Origin of the sequence: Pseudoalteromonas sp. NEC-BIFX-2020_002 (assembly GCF_013002825.1) — a bacterium.
Classification (GTDB): domain Bacteria; phylum Pseudomonadota; class Gammaproteobacteria; order Enterobacterales; family Alteromonadaceae; genus Pseudoalteromonas; species Pseudoalteromonas neustonica.
The window spans coordinates 142,842-159,291 of sequence record NZ_JABEPJ010000008.1 but is presented as its reverse complement, the minus strand read 5'-3'; the positions used below and the strand labels follow the sequence as shown (position 1 = coordinate 159,291).

15 protein-coding genes are annotated in these 16,450 nt (G+C 39.8%); 4 read left to right on the top strand and 11 right to left on the bottom strand.

The genetic code is table 11. From position 1 onward, the window contains the following. Positions 1–66 precede the first annotated feature (66 nt). The 3 genes from HJP15_RS11125 to HJP15_RS11115 form a co-directional block, all read right to left on the bottom strand. Positions 67–1,140 carry an endonuclease/exonuclease/phosphatase family protein gene (locus HJP15_RS11125; RefSeq protein ID WP_349304625.1) on the bottom strand — a complete coding sequence of 358 codons (1,074 nt, stop codon included), beginning with the start codon at positions 1,138–1,140 and terminating at the stop codon, positions 67–69. Positions 1,141–1,558: 418 nt separating this feature from the next. Then, entirely contained in the window at positions 1,559–1,942 is a 384-nt protein-coding gene (locus HJP15_RS11120) for a PH domain-containing protein (RefSeq protein WP_054206187.1), read from the bottom strand. Positions 1,943–1,985: 43 nt separating this feature from the next. Further along, positions 1,986–2,510, bottom strand: a complete 525-nt coding sequence (locus HJP15_RS11115) for a DUF2867 domain-containing protein (RefSeq protein ID WP_170173791.1) — start codon at positions 2,508–2,510, stop codon at positions 1,986–1,988. Between the two features lie 383 nt (positions 2,511–2,893). Here HJP15_RS11115 and HJP15_RS11110 point away from each other — a divergent pair, with 383 nt between their 5' ends. The 3 genes from HJP15_RS11110 (at position 2,894) to HJP15_RS11100 (ending at position 7,557) form a co-directional block, all read left to right on the top strand. Next, a complete protein-coding gene (locus HJP15_RS11110; RefSeq protein WP_170173790.1) occupies positions 2,894–4,489 on the top strand; it encodes an ATP-binding cassette domain-containing protein in 1,596 nt (531 codons plus the stop codon). A 111-nt stretch (positions 4,490–4,600) separates the two neighbouring features. Next, on the top strand, positions 4,601–5,437 hold the full coding sequence (rhlP, locus tag HJP15_RS11105; RefSeq protein ID WP_054206190.1) for a rhombotarget lipoprotein: 837 nt from the start codon (positions 4,601–4,603) through the stop codon (positions 5,435–5,437). A gap of 65 nt (positions 5,438–5,502) precedes the next feature. Next, on the top strand, positions 5,503–7,557 hold the full coding sequence (locus tag HJP15_RS11100) for a TonB-dependent receptor (RefSeq protein ID WP_170173789.1): 2,055 nt from the start codon (positions 5,503–5,505) through the stop codon (positions 7,555–7,557). Positions 7,558–7,680: 123 nt separating this feature from the next. Here the strand turns inward: HJP15_RS11100 and HJP15_RS11095 are convergent, their stop codons facing one another. Continuing rightward, the gene (locus tag HJP15_RS11095) at positions 7,681–8,820 is read right to left on the bottom strand and encodes a Na/Pi symporter (RefSeq protein WP_054206192.1); all 1,140 of its coding nucleotides are present in this window, start codon (positions 8,818–8,820) and stop codon (positions 7,681–7,683) included. 396 nt (positions 8,821–9,216) lie between these two features. Between HJP15_RS11095 and HJP15_RS11090 the strand changes: the two genes are divergently transcribed. Continuing rightward, positions 9,217–9,885, top strand: a complete 669-nt coding sequence (locus HJP15_RS11090; RefSeq protein WP_170173788.1) for a hypothetical protein — start codon at positions 9,217–9,219, stop codon at positions 9,883–9,885. A 10-nt stretch (positions 9,886–9,895) separates the two neighbouring features. Here HJP15_RS11090 and HJP15_RS11085 read toward each other — a convergent pair whose 3' ends face one another. The 7 genes from HJP15_RS11085 to HJP15_RS11055 all read right to left on the bottom strand — a co-directional run bounded on the left by HJP15_RS11085 (position 9,896) and on the right by HJP15_RS11055 (position 16,363). Continuing rightward, positions 9,896–10,855, bottom strand: a complete 960-nt coding sequence (locus HJP15_RS11085; protein ID WP_197279083.1) for a helix-turn-helix domain-containing protein — start codon at positions 10,853–10,855, stop codon at positions 9,896–9,898. Positions 10,856–10,883: 28 nt separating this feature from the next. Next, positions 10,884–11,459 carry a hypothetical protein gene (locus HJP15_RS11080; protein WP_054455276.1) on the bottom strand — a complete coding sequence of 192 codons (576 nt, stop codon included), beginning with the start codon at positions 11,457–11,459 and terminating at the stop codon, positions 10,884–10,886. Between the two features lie 11 nt (positions 11,460–11,470). Then, entirely contained in the window at positions 11,471–12,193 is a 723-nt protein-coding gene (locus tag HJP15_RS11075; RefSeq protein WP_054206195.1) for an SDR family NAD(P)-dependent oxidoreductase, read from the bottom strand. Next, the gene (locus HJP15_RS11070; protein ID WP_249365849.1) at positions 12,186–12,812 is read right to left on the bottom strand and encodes a hypothetical protein; all 627 of its coding nucleotides are present in this window, start codon (positions 12,810–12,812) and stop codon (positions 12,186–12,188) included. Before HJP15_RS11070 ends, HJP15_RS11075 begins: the two co-directional genes overlap by 8 nt. 268 nt (positions 12,813–13,080) lie before the next feature. Next, positions 13,081–13,656, bottom strand: a complete 576-nt coding sequence (locus HJP15_RS11065) for a hypothetical protein (RefSeq protein WP_170173786.1) — start codon at positions 13,654–13,656, stop codon at positions 13,081–13,083. Then, on the bottom strand, positions 13,649–14,281 hold the full coding sequence (locus HJP15_RS11060) for a sigma-70 family RNA polymerase sigma factor (RefSeq protein WP_169326780.1): 633 nt from the start codon (positions 14,279–14,281) through the stop codon (positions 13,649–13,651). The genes HJP15_RS11065 and HJP15_RS11060 overlap by 8 nt, the downstream gene beginning before the upstream one ends. Before the next feature lie 327 nt (positions 14,282–14,608). Beyond that, positions 14,609–16,363, bottom strand: coding sequence for a vWA domain-containing protein (locus HJP15_RS11055; protein WP_170173785.1), 1,755 nt, complete (start codon positions 16,361–16,363; stop codon positions 14,609–14,611). Positions 16,364–16,450 lie beyond the last annotated feature (87 nt).

Genomic DNA, 16,450 nt, shown 5'->3' with positions numbered 1-16,450 from the left:
ATGCAAAATGCAGCGTTCCACAGGTGTTTAATATCAAGGCATTACTTTGCTACAATGACACACCCTTTAAAATGTAGGCACTTGGCCTTTATCTAAATGCTCCATCATTAATGCATCAACATCCTCTTCTAACTCGGTATTCTCATCAAGATTTGAATGCTGCTCAATATCTTCATAAACCAACTCAGTTAGTAACGCAAAGTGATCAGAGCCATACTTGGCCAAACGCTTAATGCGCTTGACGGTAAACCCTGTACTATGAAAAAGATGGTCCAGCGGCCAGCGCATAAAAAAGTAACTCGCATGAAATGTATTAAAAAAGCCACGCCCTTTACGTGGATCTAATAGGCCACTTACTTGCATAAATAAACGAGTACTGCGAGACCAAGCCACATCGTTTAAATCTCCAGCGACAATCACAGGGCGCGTAGCATCTTTAAGCGCTTTGGCCACCATTATCAACTCACTATCTCGCGGGCGAGAGGAATCTTCTTCTGTTGGGCTCGGCGGTGCTGGATGAATGAAGTGACCTTGTATCTCTAAACCCTCATCATTAACAAACAAAATGTGAATTGAAGGCACATCACTTTCAACAAGCTCACAAATTTGCGCCTGTTTAATTTTGTATTTACTAAATAGATGCATGCCATAGCGATTATCTTTTGGACAATCAATTGTATAAGGGTAGTCTTTTTTGAGCACACTGAGCTTTTGCTGCCACCAATCATCTGACTCAAGCGTGATCAGTAAATCGGGCTGATACTTATCAACTAACTTTAGCAATGCATCACTATTATGGTTCGACATTAATACATTGGCTGACATAATACGAATACTATGCTGCGCGTTACTTTGGGCACTTTTAACCTCATGCGCAGCGCACCATGTGTAAGGAAATATCCACCAACCTTGAACACTAACAATAATACTGTTAGCCACCGCTACTGCTGCCCACCACAAATAATCTCCACCAAAAATAAGGAGCATCGACATAACTATAACAAGGTTAAACAACGCCAAATAAAAAACCTGCAGGCGAACAAAATCACAACTTCTCACTAAGTAATGCTGGCTATAAGACATAGGTAATACAGTAAAAATAAATAAAATAGTGGTTATTATTATCTCTGCTATTAACACGTTAGTTCCTTAATTAGGTTAAATATATACCCAAGCCACCTCAAGATGTGAGCGTCGTTGGAATTAAAAGCGATTTAGGCAAGGCATTGATTGCAAGTAATAGTGGTTCTATTTTTAAAATCAATCCCTTATAAAAATAACGCAGTATAAATCGCTTTTAAACCAACCCATTGGGCGTTTCACAGGCACTTACTCTGTTGTGGTCCTTCTTAAAAGGGATTGCCATTGTTGCAAAGCAACGCCTTGATATTAAGCCCCTGTGAAACGCTGAATTCTGCATTTTGAGGTGGCTTGGGTATAAAGCCATTTTAACTAATAATATACAGTACAGGCTGTTCATTAAATTTATTAGCCTAGCAAGATCATCTGAATTAAAGATGAAGAAATATAAGAGTTTCTCTATCTATTAACATTATTTTTATCGTTTTATTTGCTGTTTTTCATCATCGGTTAACGGCTGATACCAGCGTGGATAGGACCAACCATATCCCCACCTAAATGATGTTGGTAAATAAGGACTCCCTCCCACTCGAACACCCGCTAACATAAGCTGTGCTATTGCAGGTTCGCCAACTTGAGCCACACAGTGTTGTAACTGCTGATCAGCTGTTAAACGCTGCTCATACGTGCCCCCCTGCCAATAAGCATAATCATGCTCTGTACAACAATTTAGCCATAGCTCTTTTTGCTCAAACGTACCATCAGGAAAAGCGCTGCACCCATCTGACGTAAAAGGCTTAATCTCTTCACTATGCGCGCTGTATGAGATTATAAAAAATAATAAAGTAAAAATATAACGCATAAATATTCCGTATCTTGAAAATATAAACCACCTGTTTACAAACCTAACAATCCGACGTGGGCTCGGCTCTTTTAATCGATGCCGGTACTATCATTTTATGCATTGGTTTTACAAACAACATATAAAGCTTACCTAAAAAATTATGCACATGAACCACTGTCGAAATTGAAATGAAATTACCTTGTATCTCATCCCTAAAAATAGAAACTTGCACGTCTAAATGTTTATCTGAATCACCTAAAACAACTTCTTCATCACTTAAATAAAGTAAGGTAAATATACCAACCCTATCACCAACTTTATAATCACTCTTTGGTTTACTTGAATCGAAACCACCTAAAGCACCCAGGTTTTTCAGACCAAAAAGGCCAACAACTCTATTGCGAGTTGCCATTAAAAAATTAACCCAAGCAGGTGTGGTAGCTGCATGATCTAACCACACTTGCAGTGAGCTTCTATTTTTAATATGTGAGTGAAATGAATACACATCAAAAAAATAAGCGTCATACAATACTTTTGATATTTGACTATTATCTGGCACCTGCGTTTTCACAATATCTACGGACACGACTTAACACTCCTTTACTATTAAACCTTAATCGCCAAGTAATCAAAACAATTGAATATACCTCACGAATCCCTGCATCTCTAGCTGCCACTTTCAATAATCATACCCTATAGTCTCAATATAAACAGTTGATTATCTAAACTATTAATATGCTAAAACCACCTCTAAAAAATAAAAGCGTGACAACCTTATCCTTTATTGTTTAAGATAATCGCACTTTCCTAATGGAGTTTGCGCATTAATGACTAACTAACACCTGTTGAAATTCGTTTTATTTATTTGAATTTACAGGGTTAGTGGGCGCAAAATTCGTCATATTTCGACCTATCACAGTATAAAAATACTATTTTTGCGCGCCATGCCCTGCACTATCCAGAGGCATTATGCATACATTACACGTTCACAATTTGGGTTTTCAATACCCTGATGGTCACAACCAATTCAAGCAGCTTAATTTTTCAGTCACTGAAAAGCTCACTGCAATCATCGGCGCTAATGGCAGCGGTAAATCATTATTGGCAAACATACTAGCTAATAAGATCCAACCAACAGCTGGGAGTGTTGAATTTAGCGCCAATGTGTTACTCATTTCACAGCAACAGGTAAATGAGCAGCCCAAAAGCGCAGCTTCGCAAACAATTGCACAATTACTCGCTATAGATACAAAACTGGCTGCACTTACGCGTATTGCACAAGGCAGCAGCTGTGAAGCTGACTTTAACGCTGTGAATGATGATTGGTTGTGCGAGCAACGCTACCAACAAGAACTTTTAACCCTCGGTATTGATGCACCACTAAAACACAAGCTGACTGAATTAAGCGGCGGCCAACAAAGGCGCTTACTGCTATATTGCGCATTACAAGCTGCGCCAGATTTACTTATTTTAGATGAACCAAGTAATCACCTCGATATCCCAGCAAAGCGCTGGCTAATAGCACAATTACACGCATTTAAAGGGCTGGTAATTATAGTAAGCCATGATCGGCAACTGCTTAATGAATGTGATGCAATTATTGAGCTAAATTCACAAGGTGCTCATTATATGACGGGTAATTACCAACATTTTAGCGAGCAAAAAGCGCTGCAACAAACCGCGTTAATAAAACAGATTAATCACCTTGAAAAAGATCAAAAAAAGCACCAACAGCAAACGCAGCTAAATCACGAAAAAGCCCAACAGCGCGCAGCACAAGGTAATAAAATCCGTAGCAATGCTAGTCAGCCAAAAATGATGTTGGATTTTAAAAAAAATAATGCACAAGCCAGTAAAGGTAATAGCGAACGTTTAGCAACAGCAAAACACCAAGCCATAATAGATAAACGCCAAGCGTTGAAAGAGCAACTGCCCACAAGTAGCACCATGAAGCTGCAATTTAACCTACAAACAACACATAAACGGCTGCTATTTGTTGAACAGTTAGTGCTTCCTTTTAAATCTGCATCGCCGATAACATTTAGCGTATTTAACAATGATAAGCTGCATATTAAAGGCCCAAATGGCTGTGGAAAATCAACCTTATTACATCTTATAAGTAACTCAGTTAACCCCCCGTCACGTTCGTTTTCAGGCGCAGTACAATTAAATAGCAAGATACTTTATATTGATCAACACTGTGCATTTTTAACATCATCACAAAATTTAGTTAATGCATTAGAGGTATATTGTAGTAACCTCGACATGCAGCACATGCGTCATTTACTGGCAAATATTGGTTTTAAGGGCGATGATATTTACCGCCCTATAAGTCAATTAAGCGGCGGTGAAAAAATGCAACTAGCAATGTTAATAGCAGCCCACAACGCACAAGCGTATTTACTGTTACTTGATGAGCCCGACAACCATTTAGACCTTGATAATAAGCAGTTACTCGCCAACTGCTTATCCGAGTTTAAAGGCAGCTTTATGCTGGTAAGCCACGATGAGGAGTTTATTTTGCAATGTAATGTCACGGCTGAAATCGACTTAAGCCTAGACTAACAGAACTTTTTAGGTATTTTACGTTCAAACTTATCGGATCGCTTATCACACCAATGTGGGGTTAAATTACCTCGCATTAGTTCATTATAATAATGAATAATAAGGAATAATATGAAAGTTCAGCAATTAATATTGGTGATTATCGTCACCTCTTTAGCAGGCTGTAGCACTTTTTTCAGCCAAAATACGAATCAAAAAACTCGCTCTAGCAGTTTAGTCGATTTTTTATACCCAGATGAGCAAAGCCGTCAGGCACATCTACCCAGTATGCCAACGCTGAATCTTCCTGCAACAGTAGGTATTGCGTTTATTCCAAACAAATATGATTCCGGTATACGCAGCAATGATGAAATAGCCTTACTTGAAAAAGTTAAAAACCAATTTATGCAGTATGACTATATTGACCGGATTGAAATTATTCCAAGTAGCTATTTAAAGGGAGGTCAAGGATTCACAACCCTTGAGCAAGTATCTCGCTTGTATGATGTCGACATTATGGCGCTTGTGTCGTACGACCAGGTGGCTCAAACGCTGGAAAATAATGCCGCTTTTTTATATCTCACCATCGTCGGTTTATACGTCATTCCGGGTAATGAAAATACGGTACAAACCTTTGTTGATACAGCCGTGTTTGATGTAAAAAGTAAAAAAATGTTATTTCGCGCCCCTGGTATTAATAAAGTTGACAAGCGAAGCACTGCCGTTGGTATTGATGATACTTTAAATACGCAATCTCAGCACAGTTTTAACTTAGCGGTTGATGATATGGCAGCTAATTTAGACGCAGAGCTTGGCCGTTTTAAAACACGCGTTAAAGAAGAAAAAATTGCCAAAGTAACCCACAAAAATGGCAGTAGTGGCGGAAGCATTTTTTGGCTACTCGCTTTGCTCAGTGGCGTATTTCTAATCAAGCAACGCAAATGGTTTATTTCAAATATTAAAGACTAAAGCTTTGTAACAACTAAAAAGTTATATACCCTTTAGCTTTAGAATTAATTAGGTAAAGGGTTTTCATGTTATATCGCTTACTGAGCATGGTAATAATTACACCACTGGCTTTTAATTCATTTGCCACACAAAGCCCAATTGAACGCATAACAACCACCGCATCGCGCACAGAAACATTAGCTGATCCGCTGCCTGTCGTAGTAAGCACTATCAGTGAGCAACAACTAGCCCTCATTGCCCCGACCCATATTGAGCAAGTATTAAAGCAAATAGCAGGTGCGAATATTCAGCACGGCAATGGCCAAGAATATTTACCCGCGTTACGCTCTGCGGTTTTAACTGGTGCTGGTGCCTGCGCCAGCTTACTTAGTGCTGAGGATGGCATTCCTTTACGCGCTGCTGGGTTTTGTAATATCAACGAGCTATTTGAAGCGCACACCGAAATGGCAGAGCGTATTGAGGTTTTAAAAGGCCCAGGCTCTGCGCTATATGGCTCAAACGCTGTGCATGGTGTCATTAATGTCATCACCCCTGATACCACTTACGGCGATAGTTTACTGGGTATTGATACCGGTTCGTACGGCTATAAACGCCTAAAATTACGCAGCGGTAAAGACTTTGGCACACAAGGAATAGGCTTTAATGCCAGCATCACTCGCGATAGTGGTTACCGAGATGATGAAAGTGTATATCAAGAAAAAATCAACCTTCGTTATCGCTTTGAGAGTAACGATCTGCTACTCACCTCTGGGCTTACTTACACTCATTTAGACCAGCAAACTGCTGGGTTTATTACTGGCTTTGAAAGCTACAAAGATCAAAACCTTGCACAAGCTAACCTCAACCCAGACGCATTTCGTAAAGCGCGTTCATTTCGTGCTTGGTCAAAAGCACAGTGGCAATCAAGTAATAATATCGTCACTATTACGCCCTATTTTCGTAATCAAAGTATGGACTTTTTAAAACATTTTTTACCCGGCACACCGCTTGAAAAAAATGCACAAACAGGCTTTGGTATTCAGTCTTTATGGCAGCATAACTACAATAACGACATTCGTATTCACCTTGGTTTTGATACTGAATACACCGCGGCTGATTTTTTACAAAACCAGAACGAGCCAACACAAGGATCTGCGTTCTTAGTCGCAACAGTCCCCCAAGGCAAGCATTATGATTACGATGTAAATAGCACGCTTTACGCGCCTTTTATTAGTGTTAATTGGCACGTTAAGGCGCTTACCATAAGCGCAGGCGCTCGCTTTGAACATATACGTTATGATTACGACAATAACATGCTAGCTGGCCGCACTCGTGATGATGGCACAGTATGCGAAAAAGGTGGCTGTCGTTACTCCCGTCCTGCGAGCAGCAAAAATAGCTTTAGCAATTTATCGCCTAAACTGGGGCTAAGTTATCAATTAAATAACAATCACTATATCTACGCGAACGTGTCACAAGGTTACCGCGCACCGCAAGCCGCAGAGTTATATCAATTACAACGAGATCAAGAAATAGCTGAACTAAAATCAGAAACCGCTGATAACTTAGAGCTTGGGCTAAAAGGCCACTATCAACAGTTGCATTATGTGCTTTCAGCATATGCGATGAACAAACAACACAGTATATTTCGTGACAGTGATTTTTTTACTGTGAATGACGGCAAGTCACACCATAGGGGAGTCGAGGTCGAACTTAATTACGCACTCAGTAAATCGATACAATTGGCTCTTGCTGCCACACATGCTAAACACAGTTACAGCTATAACCAAATTTTAAACGACATTAATATTAACGGGAATGATATAGACACCGCACCGCGTACCCTCGCTAACATGCAAATAAACTACCAGCCAACGGATACAACACAACTCGCTTTAGAATGGCATCATGTCAGCCGTTATTTTACTGATCCTGAAAATCGTCATGAATATACGGGTCATCATCTATTCAATTTGCGAAGTGCTTGGCAGCTAACACCACAACTAACTCTCGCAGCACGCATTACTAACCTTACCAACAAAGCTTACGCAGAACGAGCTGACTACACGAGCTTTAGTAGTGAGCGTTATTTTCCAGGAAAACCTCGCAGCTTTATGCTCTCAGCTAGTTATACGTGGTAATAACGCCATTGATGCTGCTTTTAATTCCAACGACGCTCGCATATTGTTTGGGTATTAAAAAGCGCTATTTTGAAAATTCAAAATAGCGCTTTTTAATTATTATATTCGCTCAAATGATATTGACTAACGTACCGCTAACATGATTAATCCTGGTACTATAAAGAAAGATCCTAATACATAACCCAGCGCCGCAGACTTATTATTTGCACCCACTTTAGCTAATTTTTCAGCAAGCGTAATTGGAATTTCTCTTAATACGGGTGTGCCGTAAATTAATGCCACTGCAAATACGTTAAACATGACATGCACCAAAGCAATTGTTAGCGCCACTTCAGCCATTGGACCTGTAATTGAGGTTGCAGCAAGTAATGCTGTTATTGTTGTACCAATGTTAGCACCTAGCGTAAATGGATAAATTTGACGTGTCGTGAATACACCGCTGCCGGCCAGTGGAATCATTAAACTGGTTGTTGTTGACGATGATTGCACCATGACTGTCACTGCCGCACCAGAGGTAATACCCGCGATAGGACCGCGACCAATAGCGCCATGTAATATGTTTTTAGCTTTACCAACAAGTGCTTTTTTCAGTAACTTACCCAATGCTGTTACTGCAAATAAAATCAAACCGATACCAGCCAGTACCATGGCTACACCAAGCATTTTAGTGTCTAAAAAACTAAACGCATCTTTAATCAAGCCCACTGCAGGCTTTACAAGTGGCTTGATAAAGTTATAGCTCTTTAATGACAAATCAGCATCGCCAACAAATAAGTGCGATAGACTCGCCGACATCTTTTGTAATAAACCAAACATGATTTCTAACGGTAAAAATATAGCAACCGCGAGTAAGTTAAAAAAATCATGTACTGTAGACGCTGCAAATGCACGCTGAAACTCTTCTTTAGAGCGAATATGACCAATCGATACGAGAGTGTTGGTAATCGTGGTACCAATATTTGCACCCATTACCATTGGAATTGCAATACTAAGCGGTAAACCACCTGCGACCAAACCCACAATAACCGACGTAACCGTTGAAGATGATTGCACTAATGCGGTTGCTAGTGCGCCAAGTAACAGCGCCACAAATGGGTTAGTTGCAAAAGCAAAAATTTCTTGTGCGCCCTGTGTACCGCCCGACGCTAGTTTAAAACCACCACTTACACTACCCACTGCAACAAGTACTAAATAAACTAAAAAGGCAATGGCAGCCCAATTAAGCGTTTTCATTAATAGCGTGTTCTGGTTTGATTCACTCATGTTTAAATCTCGGTTTTTGTCTTACCAATTATGGCATTTTGATGACGTTTTTGTTTCGCGACGCATTAGAACACTCAAATATTACAGAAATATTTCAGTCAGATTAACACGCAGATTAATCACGTTTAATAAACAATGAAAATACTGGATGAAATTTTACATCATCAAAAAAGCAATCAAATTCAATGGATTAAAAAACACTAAAGATAAATAGATCATACAGAGTGTTTTACATTCGTTTACAGTCAAAATAGACGCTATAACGATTATCTCAACCTCATTACAGCAATATGATTTAGCGAATCAAAATAAATATTAAATGGCGTGAATCTACAATTTTTGTTCATTACAAAACATTATGCTTATATCCAAATCCAATACACGAAAAGCAGCACTATGAATCCACAATTAAAATCGCTCAGTTTGTTTGCACTGTTCAGTATTAGCTTTGTTACAACAGCAAGTAATAGCGTGACCATAAATACATTAGTTAAACCTAATAGCCACCAGCTTAAAATTATAAAAAACGACCATTTACTTTATCATGCTAATACACAGTGGAGTGCATCCGATGTTGTACTTAACGTTAGCGTTGGACATCAAACTCAGCGCGGTAAAATAGTTATAAATCGCAATTCGGTCAGTGCTTTTAATGAGTTAGGTGAGCCGCTTTGGCAAGATGATAGGTTAGATAATAAAGTGTGTTTACCTGAGCTTTTTGCTGAGTTTATTCGCGCTAATTTAACCGAACTTAAAAAAGAGCAATCCATTACCTGTGTAGGTCCTGTTTTAAAAGCTAAAAAGCTAGCGCCTTTCAAAGTAACTTTGTTATCACAAACCCCAGAACAACTAATTGTTAATATTGGTCCAGGGTCTTTTGGTATGTGGTTTTTTATGGATAATATTGAATTGATTTTAAATAACGATGCTACTTATGTATTAGCTTATAAAGGTATTACACCAGCCCCCTCATCCCTATCGGGTAAAATGAGCTACTTAAATATGACAGCCTCTTCTAAAGTAAATTACCCGATAGCAAAAATTGAAAACACTATTTTATGGTAAAGGCTTAATGTTATTTTTGCATAGAAAGTTGGGCATACTGCTTTGGTGTCATGCCCGTCCATAACTTAAATATTCTCGAAAAATGCGCCTGATCAGCAAAACCACAAATAAAGCCAATTTCAGCTGCGCACGATGACTGTTCTAGTAAATAGTGGCTAGCGCTATTTACCCTAACTTCTTGCAATAACTTAGCAAAGCTATGGCCTTGAGCACTTAAATGTCGCTGTAACGAACGCTGTGAGAGTGCTAAATAACGTGCCACTTTATCTAACTCAATATCTAACAGACCCAGTGCGATGATTGCCTGTTTAGTGTTATCAACAATAGCCTGAGATGATGCCTGCTTTCCCTGTGCAACATGGCTCGTAACACTCGTATTTATTGATGTACTCCAGTGAATATACCAAGGCTCATCTGAATTTAATTCAGCTTGGTCACATGCTAATGCAGGATAGCTAAACATTCCTGTATTTACTGACTCGCTGCGACTTAAGTAAACAGTGTGCGCCGAGGTTTCATGCAACAATGCACATAACACACCTAAAACAACTAAGTCTTCCTCAAGGCTAGGTTGCTCTATTGCTGTGGATTTGTGCTTTACCTGTACACAGTTTTCAAAAAATTCGAATTCAACAAAATGCTGGCTATGAACATAACGCTCCAGCCGCTGCCACTTCTTTAAAAGCAGCAACGGGTCCTTATCATGCAGTAGCGCTTGCCCTATGGGCGAATCTACAAATTTAGTCACCCCTGCGCCTATCTTTAATAACGCAGCAAGCCCATACTGCTCACTCACTGCATTTATAAACGCCCGCTTAGTCGCTAAGGGGATATGTGCATTGGATTGTAGTGGTGGGTGCTCATTCGCTTTTTCCAATAATATATCCAACCCAGCACATAAAATATTAAGCATGGCTTTGCTAGCAAACGCGTTTGAATTACTTTTTTCATTAATGAGCATTGCCACCATACTTAATCGTTCCCTATTTGATATAAACTTAATCGCTCTGTAATTTAGGGCTAATCAGCTTTTCTATTTTCTTTCCTATTATAGGAAGTTTCATTAACCAATTTGGTGCTATTTTTATGACGCTTACAACACTGAAAAACCAAACCAACTTACCAATAAAAACAGTGCTTATAATGGTAGGTACACCTAAACCACTTAAAAAACTCAGTACCACCATCAATCGTGGCGGAGTGGGCAATAACGACATAGCTGCCAATGCAATAAAGCCATACTCTTTTATATAACCTTGCAATTCCACCCACCGTGAATACATTTTGCTATCTTGCGTTGGAACAATTAATTGTAAGTAACTATCTAAAACTGTTACTAAAAACAGTAAAATGCACGCCCCAACTGCAGCAGCACTGGCAAACGCCAGTGCTGTCAACGCCGCCTTTTTAGGTTGTAGCCATGCCAGTAATATAACGGATGTTTGCGTCGGTAATGCAGGTATAAAAAAATCACCTACGGAGACAAATGCCAATGTAGGGATCGCATTAGGCTTAGCACCATTTTTACCTATCCATGCTATAACTCGTCTTGAAACGGACTGCTGCTTTTTCATGTTCGTCCCTTTTATAGCTTAATCATAACGTTTTCGATCAAATTAGGAAATAAAGCCCGTACTTTCATTAATATACGCACCTTACCAACATGAATCTCTTTTTGGCCCTTTGCTGCACCTTTTATGATTTCGCGCGCTGCTTGTGCAGGACTTATTTTTCCTCGGCCATAGCCATTTGTCATGTCAGTTTCAACCATAGGCAGTATTGCTTCACACACGGTTATACCGCTTTTATGGCGTGTAACTTGACCATTAAATGATTTACAAAACGCTCGAATACCGGCTTTGTTCGCACAATATATTGGCGAACTTTGCTTAGGCGATACAGCCAAGCCAGTTGTAATAAATACCCACGTACCCGCCACTTTCTGCACGTTTGAAAATAATAAACGAGTTAATAAAATGGGCGCGGTAAAATTAATCATGGTTTCGTTTTCAATACTAATAAGTTCGTTATTAGCCGTAAATAAATCTCTTTTTTGCTGCACTGCGGCATTATGGATCACAACATCAAACGACCTATTAATAATAGAAGACGCTAAGTTTTCTATGCTTTTAACACTCATTAGATTACATACTAGCCACTGCACATCAGGAAGTTCTAGGTTACTTTTAGCCACACTGTTTTCATTACTACCCGTTGCATAAACGCTGTAACCCGCCGCTAAATACTGCTTAACTAAAGCTCGACCAATGCCTCTCGTTCCGCCGGTGATCAATACGGTTTTATTCATTACCGTACTCCTTAAAAATAGAAAGGTCGACGGGATTATCAAAAATTGATCGGCCTAAATACTCCACATATTTACCGCGCAAATTACGATCCCTAGGCTCAAGCAAGCCCTCTATTTTAACAAGTGCAGGGACATCGCCTTGAAAATAATAGTTGGTTGAGCCAAATAACATACGCCAAAACCAGCTATTGGGAGTCACACTCACTACACGGTAAGATCCTTGTTTTTGCATACGAAGGCTAACCCCCGTATGTGCTTGGACTTTTAGTACAGCATAATCAAATGACACAACTTCCCCCGCTAAAAGCGGCGTCCAATGATGTGTAATTTCAAATAATATACTCAGTAAAGTGCATGGTCGGCGTGTAAAAGTTAGTTGCTTGATGTTTTGTTGATAGTTCGTTTTTTTGCTGTTTAGCACATTGGTGCTGCTATCGTGATTAATGTCTAAACTAGCCGATTCATCAAGGTGTGGTTGATGCATTGTAGCCTGTAGCAATCCTGCTTCAGGGCTCCAAAGTACTGTTTCCATGGCAATATAAGGTGACTTTTCACATGGTAACGTATTCCCCTGCCACACTCGTTTAGCTTCAAATAAGCCATCTTTGCGCAACTGCATTGAGATCTCATATTCAAATGTAACTCGTGTGCTTTGGTGTTTAAGATTAAACACCTTTGCCGTGGTAGAAAGAGCTTGGGGCTGATTTGCTAAATTCAAAATAACGTCTCACTTTATCAATAGGTAAATACATAAAATATATGCAGTCACATTACCTGTTGAGCTAACGTTATTATTGAATATTTACGCCACATTTATCACAATTGTGAAGCTATACCCAAACTGAGGTGGTTTGGGTATAAGTAGCCTTTAAGTTATCTGCCATTTATTATTTTAAACCCATATTATTGCCAAGCAGTTCTTTATATTTAGGCGCTAACTGTACTTTTTGTTCGGGGTATTTTTCCAATAACTCAATTAGCAATAACTTGGCCTCTTCAGGCTGGCCTTTAGCAAGAAACATATCAACCTGCTTTAACGTAACAGCAAAGTCATTCGCAGGTGCTTGCTTTTTCATGCTACGACTACGCAGTAACTCTGTTTGCACTTCAAGCTTTAGCTCATCAGCCATTGGTTCTGCGAGTAACGAGGTTGGGGCTGCACGCTCACTTCGCTTAATGACTGGCGTTGAATTAATGTTCGCGTCAGATTCCACAGCAGGTAAGTCATTTACAGAGGTAAATTGATCTGTATTTTGCCAATACAGCAAACTAACTAACATTAACGATGCTGCTGTTGATAGCTGCCCATACCACGTTTGATAAAAGCGTTTTGATTTTACTTTGGGCTGCACTGCATTCACTGCGTTTTGCAATATTTGTTGATCCAGCGCTGAACTTGGTTGCTCTGTTGCACCATCACGATAAAGCGAAGCAATGTTATTACTAGTGAATTTATCAGTCATCTATTCCCCCCATTTTATGCATGATGCACTGTTTTAGTTTGGCCAATCCATAACGTATCCTACTTTTAATATTATGAGCGGACTCCCCTACCAACTCAGCAATTTCATCTAATGTAAAACTTGCTTCATGCTTTAATAAAAAGGCCTCTTTTTGCTGGCGTGGTAATTGAGCTAAGCATGCTTTTAAGTAATGTGCTTGTTGCGATAAATAAAGCGCTTCATCATGCTCACGCTGAATACTTGCATGCTCACTCGACACACATTCACTTGGGGTATACTCCAAACTACTCCCTGATTTATCATCAATATTGTGGTCATCATTCGCAGCTATTACTTTATTGTAGGTGGCACTACGGCGGTAATAATCGACAAGCTCATTATGGGCGATCCGATACAACCAAGTCGTAAACTTTGCGCTGACTTGATAATTTGAACGCGCTTTAATCAGTTTATTCCACACCTCTTGAAAGAGCTCTTCGGCTAGCGCTACCGATGAGCACTGACGAACAAAATAGCGATAAAGGCTGCTTTTGTGCCGTGTGTACAAAAGTGTAAATGCTTGCACATCACCTTGGCCATATTTAAGCATTAGCGTTTCATCTGCTACGTTTTTCTCGTCTTTCATGGCGCCCCTTTATGAATGGCTGATTTTTATATATTAGCCTCTTACATTAGGGCGTGTTGACCTTTCGTGATTAATTTTACAGCAGTATGTTTGGTATTTAGGCAAGGCAGCGCCTATGCAGTGTGGTTGTTCCCCATAAATAGGCGATAACGCAGTATAAATGCCAAACATGCGCTGCCCAAAGGGTTCTTCCTAGGGGCGATTGACTCTTTGTTGCTCGGTTTTGACTTAGCCCGCTAGGCTACAAACCTCGCGCCGCGATTAAATCGCCCCTAGATTGAACAAATTTCAATCCACAAAGGTCAACACGCCCTAGTACTTTATATTTTAGTGAAGGACATCAGCAGTTTTTACCAGCTGAATAAACTCACTACGATAGCCAAACGGGTCATTCCCCTTATTTTTTATCGCTAATTTAGCGCAATCTTCATAGTGCCAGTCGCTGGTGTATTTTGCACCTTTAAGTAACTGAGCAAACCCAGCAACCGCAGTCGCAAATTTAAAATCTGTACTTGTATCTAACCAGTCACTATCGTTTTTTGGCATAAATACTGGAGTGCTGATTAATTCACTGCGCTCACTATTTGGTTGTTTATAACGCACTTTAACAAACGCAAGCTCTTGGCTATCGTTGCTTTTGTGCTGTGTGGTTTTATAACGTAAGTCATCAATACGTTTATTAGGCGAGTTTGCTAGTGTAATTTCATAAAGGGCTGTTACCGTGTGCCCCGCGCCAAGCTCTGCTGCATCAACTTTATCGTTATTAAAGTCTTCCGTTGCAAGTAGCCTATTTTGGTAGCCAATCAAGCGATATTCAGCCACCTGCTGCGGGTTAAATTCCACCTGAATTTTTACGTCTTTGGCAATAATTTGCATCGTACTACTTAGCTCATCAACCAGTACTTTACGTGCCTCGTTGATGTTATCAATGTAAGCATGTTGTCCATTGCCAATGTTGGCTAATTGTTCCATCAAACCATCGTTATAGTTGCCTTGACCAAAACCCAGCGTAGTTAACGCAATCCCTGTTTTACGTTTGTCGGCCACCAGCGCTTTAAGCGCCTCGGTCGATTGTAAGCCGACGTTAAAATCGCCATCGGTGGCTAAAATCACTCGGTTCACACCTTCTTTTTTAAAGTTTTGCTGTGCTATTTGATACGCAAGCTCAATGCCTTGCTCACCATTGGTTGAGCCTCCCGCAGCTAATTGTTTTAGCGCGGTGGTTATTGCCTGATGATCATTACCTTTAGTGGCAGGCAACACAACACCAGCTGCGCCGGCATATACAACGATTGCCACGGAGTCATTTTCATCGAGTTGTTTAGTCAACATGGCTAAACTGGTTTTTAATAAAGGCAGTTTGTCTGGCGTATTCATTGAACCCGATACATCCAATAAAAAAACCAAATTAGCAGCTTTTAAATCTGCTTTTTCAATTTCAAATCCTTTAATACCAATTTTTACAAGCTGCCTACGTTCATCCCACGGTGCAATACCCAGTTCAGTATGCACGTTAAAGGGCGTGTCTATACTTGTAGGCGCGCTGTAATCGTAGCTAAAATAATTAATAAACGCTTCTTCTCGCACTGCATCAACTGGTGGTAACTTGCCTGCATTTAGTATACGACGAACATTACTGTAACTGCCTGTATCCACATCCACCGAAAAAGTAGAAACAGGCTCAATAGCAGCCTGTTTAACGGGGTTTTGTTGTGACTTTATGTATTTTTCACGATCTTGCTCTGTCGAAAATACAATATGATTACTTGGATCAGGGCGTTTTTCTATCATAACGTTTGAAAGCATTAACCCTTGTGGCTGCGCGGCATAACTAACAGGAGCCAGACGTCGCCTTGCTTGCACATCTGCTTGTATTGCATCATTGACTCGTGCATTAGTTTCTTGTTTGCTTTGAATTATTACAATTGCCTCAGACTGCTGTTTTTTCTCATCATTTGCCTTTTCGCTCATTTTATTTGAGCTTTGGTTACAGGCCGTTAGCCCTAACAAAACACTAAAGCTAATTGTTGCTAAACGATAGTTACATTTTATACCATTAATTTTTTTTGAAGAGTTGTTCATAGAGTCACCTTGTTTAATACACTGCTACTAATGCTATTAACGGATGACCTTTGGAAGTGGGGTTAAATTTTTAACTAATAAATTAAA